The organism is Agreia sp. VKM Ac-1783 (assembly GCF_900177765.1).
Classification (GTDB): domain Bacteria; phylum Actinomycetota; class Actinomycetes; order Actinomycetales; family Microbacteriaceae; genus Agreia.
The window spans coordinates 285,894-299,933 of sequence record NZ_FXWI01000003.1; the positions used below are offsets into that span (position 1 = coordinate 285,894).

The window sequence follows — 14,040 nt, forward strand, 5'->3', positions numbered from 1 at the left end:
CCATGACCGACACATCTCTCGGCGAGCAAGGCACCAGCGCGACGCCGGCTTCGAAACGCAACATCCTGCTCATCTTCGCCGGACTCATCCTGACGATGCTGCTCTCCTCGCTCGATCAGAGCATGTTCTCCACGGCGTTGCCTACGATCGTCGGGGAACTCAACGGTGTCGACAGCATGTTGTGGGTGACCACCGCCTATATCCTCGCCTCGACGATCATGCTGCCGGTCTATGGCAAGCTCAGCGACCTGATCGGTCGGAAGGGGCTGTTCATCGCTGCGATCAGCCTGTTCGTCCTCGGCTCCGTCATCGGCGGCATGGCACAGGACATGACTGTGCTCATCGCCGGTCGAGCCGTTCAGGGACTCGGCGGCGGTGGGCTCATGATTCTGTCGCAGGCGATCATCGCTGACGTCGTCCCTGCCCGCGAGCGTGGCCGGTACATGGGGATCATGGGCGGCGTGTTCGCCATCTCGTCCGTCGCTGGACCCCTGCTCGGAGGCTGGTTCACCGAGGGGCCCGGGTGGCGGTGGGGCCTGTGGATCAACATTCCTCTGGGAATCCTCGCCATCGTCTCAGCGGCCCTCTTCCTGCACCTGCCCAAAAACACCGCAGGGCGACCCACGGTCGACTTCGCCGGCATGGGGCTTCTGGCCGCTGCGTCGACCGGCCTGGTCCTGGTCACCACCTGGGGCGGAAGGACCTACGACTGGGACTCGGCCGTGATCATCTCCCTGATCGTCGCGACCATCCTGGCGGGCGTCGCCTTTGTGCTGGTCGAGCGTCGCGCCGCCGAGCCAATCATGCCGCTCAAGCTCTTCAAGGATCGCAACTTCAACCTGACCACGACCGCCGGTTTGATCACGGGTATAGCAATGTTCGGCGCAATCGCCTACATCCCCACCTATCTGCAGATGGTCACCGGAGTGGACGCCACGGAGGCGGGTCTGTTGATGATTCCTTTGATGGCTGCCCTACTGGTCAGTTCGATCGTTTCCGGTCAGCTCGTCAGTAAGTTCGGTCGCTACAAGTGGCTTCCGGTCGTGGGAACGGTCATCATCGCCGTCTCTCTGTTCCTTCTGTCTACGATGACGCCGTCGTTGGCGATCTGGATACTCTGCTCATACCTCGCGATCATGGGTCTGGGTTTGGGTATGAGCATGCAGATCCTCATCCTGATCGTGCAGAACTCGTTCCCCAATTCCCAGGTGGGCACCGCGACCGCAGCAAACAATTACTTCCGACAGATCGGTGCCAGCCTGGGCACCGCGGTGGTGGGCAGCCTTTTCGTTGCGAACCTCACAGATCTACTCGCAGTTCGTCTGCCTGCCGGCGCCGCCAGCGCGGCGGGGGGAAGCAACTCGTTCACTCCGGCACTGGTGCGAGACCTCCCCGATGCGGTCCGTGACGTGATCGTCGGCGCTTACAACGACGCGCTTGCGCCCGTGTTCTTGTACATGGTTCCCATGGTTCTCGTGGCGGCGGTCTTGCTTCTCTTCATTACAGAGAAGCCGCTGGCCACGACGATCGAACGGGATATTCTCCCCAAGACTCTCGAGATCGACGGTGCGGAGAGCGTCGCGCTCTCATCAATTCCACAGGCGGCACAGGGGGCTGACGTCCGAAAGAGTTCTGCGAGCACTAAGCCCTAGCGGTGCGCCGCTGCCAACCTCGGCAACGACGCTGCCGAGGTTGGCTGCGACGGTATGCCGAGCATCACCTGTTCGGCTGTGCGGTCCAGGCGGCAGAGATGCTGCGATCAACAACACGTCGCCAGCCGCGCGGGGCGGCAGCGTCGTGGCTGGCCATCGCGGCCATCCACAGCACGGTCATGAGGTCGTCGGGGGTGAATTCGTCGGACAACACGCCAGCGTCGTGGGCGTTCTCAACGAGTTCGGCCCCAAGAGCCATGGACCGTTCGCAGGCGTTAATAAGGAGAACCGCGTTTGGATAACGGCGCAACATAGCGTCATTCATGGCCGGGTCGCTGAGCTGGAGGTCGATCATCTCGTTTATGAATGTCTCCAGCTGTCCGCGAGGAGTCGTCTCGTCCAGTGTCCGGTCTCTGAGCGTCTTGAGCTTCTCTCCGGCGAGGTTGTCAACCACGGCATCGATGAGCTCCTCGCGGGAGCCGACGCGGTTGTAGAGCGTGCCGATGCTCACACCGGCTTCTCGGGCAATGTCCTCCAATGGAGCGGACAGTCCGCGGCGTGAGAACACGGCCAGGGCGGCCGTGCGCAGCTTCTCGAGGTTCGCCTGTGCGTCTCGGCGCAGGCCAGGCGTAGTGGTCACAGTGACTCCAGTAGAAATTGAGGGGCATCTCAACATATGCTTGATGTGAGTTGAGGACAATCTCAACTTACCGCACCAGAACACACCCGGCTCGGCGGTGGGCCACGGAGGAAGACATCATGCCCCTCATCACCATCATCGGCGCTGGCCCTGGACTCGGTCTAGAGATCGCGCGAGCCTTCGGGCAGAAGGGCTTCGATGTCGCTCTCGTCGCCCGCGACCAGTCCAAGCTAGACGCACTTGCGCACACCCTTGCCGGCGAAGGCATCCGGGCTCATGGCTTCACTGCGGACGTCAGCGAGCCGGCCACGATCACGAACGCGCTCCGCTCGATCCGAGAAGCGCTCGGCCCGATCGATGTCCTCGAGTTTTCGCCGGCGGACCGCACGCTGGAATCCGTCGACGCCCTCGACGTGACGATGGAGAACCTTCAGCCGCAGATCGACTTCTACATCGGCGGCGCTGTCACCGCGGTGGGCGCCGTGCTGCCGGACATGATCGCCAGCAATACCGGAACCATCCTCGTGACGACGGGTGGCGGCTCGCTCGCACCGACTCCGGCTCGTGGCAACATCAACATCGCTGCAGCGGGGCTCCGCAACTGGACGCTCAACCTCAACAGTGCCCTCGCGGATACGGGAGTCTATGTCGCACTCGTCGCAATCACCGCGCTCATCGGTGGTGGCCGCCCGGATGCCGAGCCCGCTGTCATTGCGAAAGAGTACGTGAAGCTTTACGCCGAGCGACGTGACGCGGAGCTGCACTACGTCGCTTACGACCGCTGACATCGTTCCCGTCCGGGGCCTTCGGCGCCGGACGGGACGTCATCCAGGCGATGGAGCTCCCCGGCGTGCTTATCCAGATGTGACGGCTGCTGCCCCCGCCGCAAAAGTGCGGAGTGTTGCGATCTGCTGTGCAATGCTCGGCGGGGTGTCAGCCATCTGCCACCTGGACACCAGTGCAACCATCCCCGCGATGGTGAATATTCGAGCATCGCCAGTGAGCGCGATCTTGGAGCCGGTGGAGTCACGGTCTGACTCCGTCAACCAGACGGTGACCGCCGCCGCGATGACCTCGGCAACACGTTCGCCGCGGGGAATCGCGCGAAGCTTGTCGAAGAACTCGCGGTCTTCTCGACCGGCGGCGAGTAGCGGCTCGATTCCGCGCACTCGGACGGCTTCGATGAGGGCTTTATCGAGATTCGCAGCAATCTCATCGAGCGAGCGCCAGTCACTGAGCAGGCGACTGATCCACACGTCCGTCGCGAGGTCGCCCACGTTGCTGTAATGGCTGTGCAGCGCCTGCCTACTCAAATTTGCCCGGTCCGCCACCGCGCTCATCGAGATTGTTTCGCCCTTCGGCGATTCGGACACCAGTGCCGTCAATGCCCGAATAAGGGCCGCTCGAGTCCGGGTAATTCGCGGGTCCACGCGATGTTCCACAGCTACCACCGTCACCATCTCCTCCCACATGCGTCCATCTTGCCAGGATTCGGCCGCGTGGTGTACATTTGTCATCTAATTGACAAGTGTAAAGGAAGCCATGACGCACGCAAACGATTCGGCACCGCAGCAAAAAAGTGTTCCGCAGCACCCGGACTTCGAAGCGGCGGTGGCCGGCGGCCCATTGACTTCTGAAGGACCGGGATCCACGCATCGATATCGGAACCTCCTTCTTGGCGGTCTCGCCATCCTGCTACTGGCAATGGCGATGCTCATAAGCTATTCGAGTGCGTTCGGCCATCCGGCGCCGAATAACGTCCACCTCGCCGTAACGGGCGATGCAGGCACAATCGTCGCTCTCGAACAGCAGGAGTCCCTCGAGATCACGGTGGTGGGGTCCGCGGCGGAGGCGCAAGCTGCCGTTCTCGATCGAGACGCGGACGGCGCTATCGTTCTGCCCACCCCTGGGGCCGACGCCGTTGTCACCACGTTCGTCGCTAGCGGTGGGGGCCGCGGCCTGAGTCAGGCGATCACTGGTATCGGCGACTCCATTGCCGGGAAGCTTAACGCCACCAATGAAACCACCGATCTTGCGCCTTTGGGCAAAAACGACCCGGTCGGATCCATCGAGTTCTATGCAATCCTCTTCGCGGGCCTTGGGGCGGCTCTTGGCGCAACGATCTTTGGGCGCATCCTGGGAACGGTCGACACATCGGCCAAGTTTGTCGAGCGGAGCGTGGTCCTGGTCACCTATTCGGGGATTCTCGCCGGATTGATCACCCTCTGGATCGACTCCGCCCTCAACGCAATCACCGTTGATCCCCCTGCCGTGTTCGCGGTTCTCTGGCTGACCGCCGTCGCCATCGGCGGGGCAGTCACCGGCGTGGCCGCGCTCGGCGGAACCATCGCCGCGCTGGTCATGACTCTGGCCCTGGTAATCCTTGGCAACACATCCTCCGGGGGGCCCCTCGGCATTCACGTCCTCAACGACTTCTTCCAGACCCTCTACTACGTCTTCCCGCAGGGAGACGCTCTCGACCTCTTACGATCCGTCCAATACTTCGACGGCGCCGCCGTCTCCGCCCCAATCATCCGACTGGGGATCTGGGCAGTCGCAGGCATCCTGCTCACCTTGACAGCGATGCTCATCAGAAGCCGACGAGACGCCCCGGCCCGGCTGAGAAACACTGCACGCCCTGCCGCCGACTTCCGCGCGGCCAGCGCATGGCCGACTTCCCAAGCAGAACTCCCCTCGACCACCCACTCAATGGAAAAACCCCACATGTGAACGCTCGGAGGTCATGGTCGAGAGACTCCGACTGCCTGGTGAGTCGGCAGCCGTGGCGAACGGGCAGGCTTCGGTGACAAGGGCACCGCTCCCGGGGTTGCCGGCTCGCCTACTGGGCAGCGAAGTAGAACTTCGTGCCGTCGAGGCTCGTCACGACCCAGTATCCCTGGTCGACTCCGCTCGTCGGCACGGCGATGGCCACGTTGCCTGTGGCGGATTCGCCTGGGGCGAGCGCATCGAGTGAGTCCAATCCGCCCGGTGCGATCGCAACGGTGTCGTATTGGTTGTATGTCGTGCCGTCGGCGGCCTCGAAGCTCACCAGCACCAGGCTCGGGTATCCGTTGCTGTCGGTTCCGTTATAGGTGGCGGTGATGGGCACCAGCGCGTATGACGTTCCGGCCGGAGGCGCCTCGTTGAACGAGTTCTCAGCGGCCACTGCTGCATCGGCGTTGAGAGTGGGCGCGTTGACCGTCACCGTCCAGGCCGGCGCTCCCAACTGTGTGAGCTCCACGCTCGATCCGAGCGGAGCGGGGTTCTCGATCGATCCGGCGTCTCCCGGTGCGGGGGCTCCTTGCTCGCCGGTCGTGGTGTCGTCGCCCGGCACGACGGGCTCGGAGGTCACCGATGGATAGGCGGTTTCGAGGCTGTCGTTCACCGTGTCGACGAAGAGACCCGTGTAGACGATCGACAGAACGATCGAGAGGATGAGCGCCAGAAGCGACACGCTGCTTGCGACGATCGCGAGCGTCTTCTTACGCCCCTTGAGGAAGATCGCAATCACACCCAGCACCAGAGCGACGAACGCGAAGAAGCCGGTGATGTAGTTGAGGAAGGGAATGAACGATCCGAGAAGTGCCAGGCTTCCGAGGATCAAGGACGTCACGGCGAGGGCACCCGGCCCGGTCTTCGGGCTGATGGTTCCCGGTGCGTAGGGGGCGGCCGGATATGCAGCAGAACCGGTCTGAGCTGAACCGTACTGCCCGGATCCGTACTGCGCTGACCCGTATGGGGTCGGCGCCGGGGAGGGCTGCGGCTGCTGCGCTGGGGGCGTTCCGTAGTCGCTGACCGGAGGTGCGGGCGGCGCTGGGGGTGCGGGCGGCGCTGGGGGTGCCGCGGAGAACTGCGGTGCGGCCGGGACAACCGGCGCTGGGGGAGCGCTGGGCGCGGGCGGCGGCGAAGAGAACTGCGGAACGGTCGGGAACTGTGGCGTGCTCGGTGCCGGAGGAGCGCTCGGTGCGTCGGGAGTCTCAGGTGCGTCGGGAGTCTCAGGGGCAGAGGGCGACGTGGGCTCCTCGGGAGTTCCCGGGAAGGCAGGAGGCTGTGTGTCTGGCATGCTCCGAGTGTGGCAGAGGAGGCACCACTCGCGACACCCTCAGACGGGGCACGATCGAGCGCTGGTGTTCTCGTCGAGCGCCCGGGCAGGACCGCCGCCGAGCTCAAGAACACCCGCGCTCGGTGAGTCTCGCGTCAGGCTACGTGTTGTCTCCGCCGGTCTGGTCGGCTCCGACCTCGTCGCGCGCAGAGTAGTTCTGCCGATCGAACCCGACCCCGTCTTCGCCCGACCACAGCCACTGGGCGACCTCGGGAATGTCCTCGCCGTGTTCGCGCGTGTACTGCCGGGCGCGCATGCGCGCATCCTGCATATCCTGTCGCAGCGCGGCGGCCTTCGACCCTAGCCCGGGCACCCGATCGATCGCGTCGATCACCAGGTGGTACCGGTCGAGGTTGTTGAGCATGAGCATGTCGAACGGCGTGGTCGTCGTGCCGTTCTCGATGAACCCGCGCACGTGGAGGTTGGCATTCGCGGCCCGACGATAGGTCAGGCGGTGGATGAGCCACGGGTATCCGTGATACGCGAAAACGATGGGCTTGTCAGTCGTGAAGATGGTGTCGAAGTCGCGGTTCGACAGCCCGTGCGGATGCTCCGTGTCGTCTTGCAGGCGCATGAGATCGACCACATTCACGACGCGAACGCGCAGCTCGGGCAGATGCTGGCGCAGCAGGGATGCGGCCGCGAGCGTCTCGATGGTCGGGATATCGCCGGCGCACGCGAGCACGATGTCGGGCTCGTCGCTCGGCCGCTCGGTGCCGGCCCAGTCCCAGATTCCGAGGCCACGCGTGCAGTGCGCCACGGCCTCGGGCATGCTGAGCCACTGCGGACCCGGCTGTTTTCCGGCGACGACCACGTTGACATAGTCGACGCTGCGCAGGCAGTGGTCGTAGGTCGAGAGCAGGGTGTTCGCGTCGACCGGCAGGTACACCCGCACGACGTCGGCCTTCTTGTTCACGACGTGGTCGATGAATCCCGGGTCCTGGTGGCTGAACCCGTTGTGATCTTGCCTCCAGACGTGGCTGGAGAGCAGGTAGTTGAGGCTAGAGACGGAGCGGCGCCACGGAATCGATCGGGCGACCTGCAACCACTTGGCGTGCTGGTTGAACATCGAGTCGACGATGTGGATGAACGCCTCGTAGCAGTTGAACAACCCGTGTCGACCGGTGAGGAGGTACCCCTCGAGCCAGCCCTGGCACTGGTGCTCCGACAGCATCTCCATAACGCGGCCGGCTCGGGCGAGGTTCAGGTCGACGGGCAGGATCTCGGCGTTCCACTGCTTGTCGGTCGCCTCGTAGACCTCCTGCAGGCGATTGGATGCCGTCTCGTCGGGCCCGAAGATGCGGAAGTTGTTGGGGTTGAGACGAATGACGTCGGCGAGCCATCGTCCGAGAACCTTGGTCGCCTCGGCCGTCTCGTGGCCGGGGGCCGTGACGTCGACGCCGTATTCGCGGAAGTCCGGCATCCGGAGCTCGCGGCGCAGCAGCCCGCCGTTGGAGTACGGCGTCGCGCTCATGCGCAGATAGCCCTCGGGTGCGAGGCCGGTGACGAAGGGGGTCGGTGCGCCTGTGGAGTCGAAGAGCTCCTCCGGCTTGTACTTCTTCATCCACGATTCGAGCAGTCGAGTGTGTGCCTCGGTGTCGCGGGCGCTGGCGAGGGGAACCTGGTGCGCGCGCCAGGTGTTCTCGACGGGCAGGCCGTCGATCTCGACGGGGCAGGTCCAGCCCTTGGGCGTGCGCAGAATGATCATGGGCCAGCGGGGAGTGCCCTCGAGTGTGCCGTCGGCGGCATCCTGCTTGATGGCGGCGATCTCGTTGAGCACGGCGTCGAGCGTCTCGGCCATGCGGGCGTGCACGAGCAGAGGGTCTTCGCCGTCGAAGCCGCCCGACACGATGTGCGGGTTGTGGCCGTAGCCGCGCATCAGCGCGAGCAGGTCTTCTTCGGGGATTCGCGCGAGCACCGTGGGATTGGCGATCTTGTAGCCGTTGAGGTGCAGAATCGGCAGAACCACGCCGTCTTGCAGGGGGTCGATGAACTTGTTCGAGTGCCACGACGTGGCGAGCGGACCTGTCTCGGCTTCGCCGTCGCCGATCACCGCCGCGACCAGCAGGTTCGGATTGTCGAAGGCGGCTCCATAGGCGTGCGAGAGCGAGTAGCCCAGCTCGCCGCCCTCGTTGATCGAGCCGGGCGTCTCGGGCGCCGCATGGCTCGGGATGCCGCCGGGAAAGCTGAACTGCCGGAACAGGGCGCGCATGCCGTCGGTCGTCTGGTCGATCTTCGAGTAGATCTCGGAGTAGGTGCCGTCGAGCCACGCGTTGGCCACCATGCCCGGACCGCCGTGGCCGGGGCCCGCGATGTAGAGGGTCGGCAGCGAGCGCTGCCGGATCATGCGGTTCAGATGCGCGTAGACGAAGTTGAGGCCGGGCGTGGTTCCCCAGTGGCCGAGCAGCCGCGGCTTCACGTCGTCTCGACTGAGAGGCTGCTCGAGCAGAGGGTTGTCGAGCAGGTAGATCTGGCCGACAGAGAGGTAGTTCGCGGCCCGCCACCAGGCGTCGACCTGCAGAAGAGCGTCGCCCTCGAGAGGTTCGGCCGGGCGCTGATACCAGGGGTTGTGCGCGTCGCGCGGAATGACGGGCGACTGGAGCCCATCGACGGTGGATGTGGATGCGGAACCGGTCATCGAACGTCTCCTCTGCACTGCACTGGCGAAGTGCTGCTCATCTTATGACCGTGATGCGTCCATTCGGGAGGTACTTGACGTGCGGGCTGCCCGGGATGCGCGCCACGACTTCCAGCGCGAGACGGCCTTCGCCAGTGCGCGCTTCAGCCACTGGCCCAGGCGGTGGGCAGCGGGAAATTCCGTGCCGAGAATGGCGATGCCCAAGAACACGATCAGCCAGCCCGGCCCCGGCAGGGGCACGAGGATCAGTCCGACGACAGCGACCGTCGCGCCGAGAACTCCGACGGCGAATCGGTAGGCGAACCGGATGCGCGGGTGCCGCTCGACCCAGGCACGAGCTCGGCGTAGAAGGCGGCGCATAGGGTGCTGCGGGCTCTCGCCGACCTCGATCTCTCGGGTGAGGGTGTCCGTCATGACCTCACGGTAGGTGAGAACCCTCCTTTTTGGCTGAGGGACATGGTCTCGATACGGCCGCGGGCGGCCTACTCGACCAGCGCACGCGGAGCGGCGGCGCGCGAATACTCGACCGGCGCGAAAGCGTCCCCGGGCGGCCTACTCGACCCGCGCGAAAGCACCCCCTGCGCTGATCGAGTAGTCGCGCGAGGAACGAGCCGACGTATCGAGATCACATCCAAAATCTGTGCTTATCTTGCTTTCACAGGTAAACAGACATAAAGTCACATCACAACACAGGCACAAGCGGGTTCGCAGACGAATCGAAGGACGAGGTCAACGACGACATGTACGCGATAGAGCGCCACCAGAAGATCGGTGAGGAGATCGGCTTGCAGGGCCGAGTCACGGTCACCGAGCTCTCCGAGCGATTCGGCGTCACCGCAGAGACTGTGCGTCGGGATCTCGACCACCTCGAACGTCGCGGCGTTCTGCTGCGCGTGCACGGCGGCGCCGTCGCCGGGTCGAAGACGAGCCTGTCCGAATCGACCGTCGCCGTCAGGGCCGACAAATCCCGCGATGCGAAGCTCCTGATCGCCCGCGCAGCCCTCGGCATGATCGGCGACACCTTCCGCGGCTCGATCCTGCTCGACGCCGGCACGACCACAGGGGCGCTCGCCGAACTGCTCGTCGACTGGAACCCGTCGCACGGGCATCCGCTGACCATCATCACCAACTCTGTGCCGATCGCTGCTCTGCTGCACCTCAACCCCGCCATCGAGCTGCACCTTCTCGGTGGCAGCGTCAGGGGCATCACGAGCGCCGCCGTCGGAGCGTCGACCATCGAACAGCTCGACCGTCTGCGCCCGGACATCGCCTTCATCGGTACGAACGGTGTGAGCGCCGGCTTCGGTCTCAGTACCCCCGAAGAGCGAGAAGCGGCGGTCAAGGCCGCGATGATCCGTCGCTCACGCCGCTCTGTGGTGCTCGCCGATTCGAGCAAGCTCGACGAAGAGGCGCTCTATCGCTTCGCCGAACTGCGCGATCTCGACACCCTCGTCTCTGACGTCGACCCCGCCGGCACTCTCTCCGCCGCCCTCGATGCCGAGGGCGTGGAGGTGATCGTGCCGTGATCGTGACTCTCACCGTGAACCCGTCGTTCGACCGCACCGTCGAGCTCGTCGCGCCTCTCGAGCGAGGTCAGGTGCAGCGAGCCGTCGTCACGGGCCAAGAGCCCGGCGGCAAAGGAGTGAACGTCTCTCGGGCCCTGCACGCGGCCGGATGTGACACCCTCGCAATCCTGCCCGGCGCGTCGACAGACCCGCTGGTGGCGGCGCTCGAGGTGTCGGGCATACCGACGGCCGCGGTCGCGATCGACTCGCCCATCCGGTCGAATATCACCCTGGCCGAGCCCGACGGCACGACGACGAAACTCAACGACCCGGGTGTGCGACTCTCGGAGGCCGTGGTCGCCGAGCTCATCGATGTGGTCGTGACGCAGTCCGCGTCTGCGTCGTGGCTCGTGCTGGCCGGATCCGTGCCGCCCGGCGTAGCCGACACGTTCTATGCCTCGCTCGTGCGTGCCGTGCGGCTCTCGCCCAGGGCTCCGCGCATCGCCGTCGACAGCTCGGGTGCGCCCCTCGCGGCCCTCGTCGCCTCGGGCGAGAGGGTCGACCTCATCAAGCCGAACGCCGAAGAACTGCTGCAGCTGGCCGAGTCGCAGGGACTCGACACCGGATCTGCGACGCACGAGCAGCTCGAGGCCGATCCCGAGCTCGCGGTCTCGCTGGCGCGGTCGCTGCTGTCTCCGTCGCTCGGAGCGGTGCTCGTGACGCTCGGCTCGCACGGGGCGGTCCTGGTCGATGCGGAGGGCGCATGGCGTGCGCCTGCTCCACGCATCGTGGCCCGCAGCACCGTCGGAGCGGGCGACTGCTCGCTCGCCGGTTACGTGCTCGCAGATCAGCGTGGCGACCTCGCCGCCGGCCGCCTCGCTCAAGCGGTGGCTCACGGTGCCGCCGCCGCCTCACTCCCCGGTACGACCGTGCCGACACTCGAACAGACACATCCAGGCGACATCGTCGTCACCACGATTCCGCGCATCGCCGCGGGGCAGATCTAAACAAAGGAGAACAAGGATGTCTTCACTCATCACCCCCGGGCTGGTGATCCTCGACGAGGATCTCGGAGCCGATCGCGCGGGCGTCATCAGGCGCCTCGCAGAGCTGGTCACCGCATCCGGTCGCGCCAGTGACACCGAGGCGCTGTTCGCGGATGCCTGGGCGCGCGAGAGCAAGACCGACACCGGAATCCCGGGCGGAATCGCGATCCCGCACTGCCGGTCGACCGCTGTGCTCGAGCCGACCCTGGCCATGGCGCGACCTGCGCCCGCGGTCGACTTCGGCGCATCCGACGGCCCCGCCGACATCATCTTCTTCATCGCTGCGCCCGACGGCGCAGACCAGGCGCACCTCGTGCTGCTCTCGAAGCTCGCCCGCTCGCTCATCAAGCCCGAGTTCGTGACCGCTCTGCGCGAGGCCCCCAGCGCACAGGCGATCGTCGATCTCGTCGACGAGGCCCTCTCGGATGAGCCAGCCCCGGCCGCCGCGCCCGTCGCGGACTCGACGCCCGCCGCATCGTCATCGGCTACCGACGCGTCGAACGCGGCGACCCGACCCATCCTGGTGGCCGTCACGGCCTGCCCGACCGGAATCGCGCACACGTACATGGCGGCCGATTCGCTCGTCGCCGCGGCCAAGCGAGCCGGAGCGGAACTGCACGTCGAGACACAGGGGTCGTCGAGCGTGACTCCCCTCGACCCCGCACTGATCGCCAACGCGGTCGCCGTGATCTTCGCGGTCGACGTCGACGTGCGCGACAAGGCACGTTTCGCGGGCAAGCCCGTCATCCAGGCGCCGGTCAAGCGCGGCATCGACGAGCCCGACAAGATGGTCGCCGAAGCCCTCGCCGCAGCCGACGACCCGCAGGCGCGACGCGTCTCGGGTGACGGCGCAGCGGCATCCACCAACACCGCGACCGACGAGCACGTGGGCCAGAAGATCAAGCGCTGGCTGCTCACCGGTGTCAGCTACATGATCCCGTTCGTCGCTGGTGGCGGTCTGCTGATCGCCCTCGGGTTCCTGCTCGGCGGGTATCAGATCAGCGACAGCGCGAAGGACATCATCCTTCAGAACAGCCTCTTCAACCTGCCGGATGGCGGGCTGGGCACCTACCTGGGCGCGGTGGCCTTCGCCATCGGAGCCGCGTCGATGGGCTTCCTCGTTCCCGCCCTCGCCGGCTACATCGCCTACGCCATCGCCGACAGGCCGGGCATCGCGGTGGGCTTCACTGCCGGTGCCGTCGCCCTGCTGATGAACGCCGGATTCCTCGGCGGTCTCGTCGGAGGTCTGCTGGCCGGATTCATCGCGTGGGCCCTTGGCCGACTGCAGGTTCCGCGCTGGCTGCGCGGACTGATGCCCGTGGTCATCATTCCGCTCGTCGGCTCGATCTTCGCGTCGGGGCTCATGGTGATCGTGCTCGGCGGGCCGATCGCGCTGCTGATGACCGGCCTCAGCGATTGGCTGTCGTCGCTCACGGGTGCCAGCGCCATCATCCTGGGACTCATCCTCGGAGTGATGATGGCCGCCGACCTGGGTGGCCCCATCAACAAGGTCGCGTACGCCTTCGCCGTGGCCGGACTCTCGGCTGGGTCGATCACCAATCAGGCGCCCTGGCAGATCATGGCCGCCGTCATGGCGGCGGGAATGGTTCCGCCGCTGGCGCTCGCCTTCGCCACCGTGCTCGACAAGAAGCTGTTCAGCATGGCTGAGCGCGAGAATGGCAAGGCCGCCTGGCTGCTCGGTGCCGCCTTCATCTCCGAGGGTGCCATTCCGTTCGCCGCCGTCGACCCGCTGCGCGTCATTCCCGCCGGAATCGTGGGCAGCGCCCTGACCGGTGCGATCGTCATGGGCACGGGAGTCACCTCGCAGGCGCCGCACGGAGGCATCTTCGTGTTCTTCGCGATCGGCAACCTCGCCATGTTCATCGTGGCAATTCTCGCCGGAACCATCGTGTCGGGTCTGCTCGTCGTCGCCCTCAAGAAGTGGGTGCGTCGTCGCCCGGTCGAGGGTGCCGAGGGCGCAGCCGCATCCGGCGCAGTCGTCGCGGGATCCGCCGCCCCGACCGCGGTGCCGGCTGCCGCTCGCTGAGCCGGCCCCGGGCATCCGGTTACACACTCATCACACACATTCAGATAAACGAAACGAGAAACTCATGCCAGAACGCAACGCAACCATCGCCAGCCGCGTCGGACTTCACGCCCGCCCCGCCTCCGTCTTCATCGAGGCTGTCAAGCGCCAGCCCATGAAGGTGACCATCTCGAAGGGCGGCAGCACTCCGCTCGACGCCGCGAGCATCCTCTCGATCATGAGCCTGGGCGCCGCGAACGGCGACATCGTCACCCTCGCGGCCGAGGGCGACGGCGCCGAGGCGGCGCTCGAGGAGCTCGCGGGCCTGCTCGAGACCGACCTCGACGCCGAATAGTCGCTGCTGCGCTGATCGAGTAGTCGCGCGAGGAACGAGCCGACGTATCGAGATCACCCACGGGTGGTCTCGATAG

12 protein-coding genes are annotated in these 14,040 nt (G+C 65.7%); 7 read left to right on the forward strand and 5 right to left on the reverse strand.

Annotated elements, in window-relative coordinates; translation table 11 throughout:
* Positions 1-2: 2 nt before the first annotated feature.
* Positions 3-1,652, forward strand: a complete 1,650-nt coding sequence (locus tag CCK87_RS11050) for an MDR family MFS transporter (RefSeq protein ID WP_086461495.1) — start codon at positions 3-5, stop codon at positions 1,650-1,652.
* A gap of 64 nt (positions 1,653-1,716) precedes the next feature.
* On the opposite strand, the gene CCK87_RS11055 is transcribed toward CCK87_RS11050, so the two are convergent.
* Positions 1,717-2,328: a TetR/AcrR family transcriptional regulator gene (locus tag CCK87_RS11055; RefSeq protein WP_283160435.1), complete on the reverse strand. Its 612-nt coding sequence runs from the start codon at positions 2,326-2,328 to the stop codon at positions 1,717-1,719.
* Between the two features lie 83 nt (positions 2,329-2,411).
* On the opposite strand from CCK87_RS11055, the gene CCK87_RS11060 reads away from it, so the two are divergent.
* A complete protein-coding gene (locus CCK87_RS11060) occupies positions 2,412-3,077 on the forward strand; it encodes an SDR family NAD(P)-dependent oxidoreductase (RefSeq protein ID WP_086461497.1) in 666 nt (221 codons plus the stop codon).
* 69 nt (positions 3,078-3,146) lie between these two features.
* Here the strand turns inward: CCK87_RS11060 and CCK87_RS18025 are convergent, their stop codons facing one another.
* Positions 3,147-3,809, reverse strand: a complete 663-nt coding sequence (locus CCK87_RS18025) for a hypothetical protein (RefSeq protein WP_140162821.1) — start codon at positions 3,807-3,809, stop codon at positions 3,147-3,149.
* Between the two features lie 25 nt (positions 3,810-3,834).
* On the opposite strand from CCK87_RS18025, the gene CCK87_RS11070 reads away from it, so the two are divergent.
* Positions 3,835-5,022 carry an ABC transporter permease gene (locus tag CCK87_RS11070; RefSeq protein ID WP_086461499.1) on the forward strand — a complete coding sequence of 396 codons (1,188 nt, stop codon included), beginning with the start codon at positions 3,835-3,837 and terminating at the stop codon, positions 5,020-5,022.
* Between the two features lie 109 nt (positions 5,023-5,131).
* Here the strand turns inward: CCK87_RS11070 and CCK87_RS18030 are convergent, their stop codons facing one another.
* From CCK87_RS18030 to CCK87_RS11085, 3 genes are all read right to left on the reverse strand, one after another.
* Positions 5,132-6,355 (reverse strand): hypothetical protein, encoded by a 1,224-nt coding sequence (locus CCK87_RS18030; RefSeq protein ID WP_140162822.1) that lies wholly within the window; start codon positions 6,353-6,355, stop codon positions 5,132-5,134.
* Positions 6,356-6,494: 139 nt separating this feature from the next.
* Entirely contained in the window at positions 6,495-9,032 is a 2,538-nt protein-coding gene (locus CCK87_RS11080; RefSeq protein WP_086461501.1) for a phosphoketolase family protein, read from the reverse strand.
* Positions 9,033-9,074: 42 nt separating this feature from the next.
* Positions 9,075-9,446, reverse strand: coding sequence for a TIGR02611 family protein (locus CCK87_RS11085; RefSeq protein ID WP_086461502.1), 372 nt, complete (start codon positions 9,444-9,446; stop codon positions 9,075-9,077).
* 326 nt (positions 9,447-9,772) lie between these two features.
* Here CCK87_RS11085 and CCK87_RS11090 point away from each other — a divergent pair, with 326 nt between their 5' ends.
* The 4 genes from CCK87_RS11090 (at position 9,773) to CCK87_RS11105 (ending at position 13,964) form a co-directional block, all read left to right on the forward strand.
* The gene (locus CCK87_RS11090; protein ID WP_086461503.1) at positions 9,773-10,558 is read left to right on the forward strand and encodes a DeoR/GlpR family DNA-binding transcription regulator; all 786 of its coding nucleotides are present in this window, start codon (positions 9,773-9,775) and stop codon (positions 10,556-10,558) included.
* Positions 10,555-11,544, forward strand: a complete 990-nt coding sequence (locus CCK87_RS11095) for a hexose kinase (protein WP_086461504.1) — start codon at positions 10,555-10,557, stop codon at positions 11,542-11,544. The genes CCK87_RS11090 and CCK87_RS11095 overlap by 4 nt, the downstream gene beginning before the upstream one ends.
* A gap of 16 nt (positions 11,545-11,560) precedes the next feature.
* Positions 11,561-13,630, forward strand: a complete 2,070-nt coding sequence (locus CCK87_RS11100; RefSeq protein WP_086461505.1) for a fructose-specific PTS transporter subunit EIIC — start codon at positions 11,561-11,563, stop codon at positions 13,628-13,630.
* 64 nt (positions 13,631-13,694) lie between these two features.
* Positions 13,695-13,964: an HPr family phosphocarrier protein gene (locus CCK87_RS11105; RefSeq protein ID WP_055779059.1), complete on the forward strand. Its 270-nt coding sequence runs from the start codon at positions 13,695-13,697 to the stop codon at positions 13,962-13,964.
* Positions 13,965-14,040: the final 76 nt, after the last annotated feature.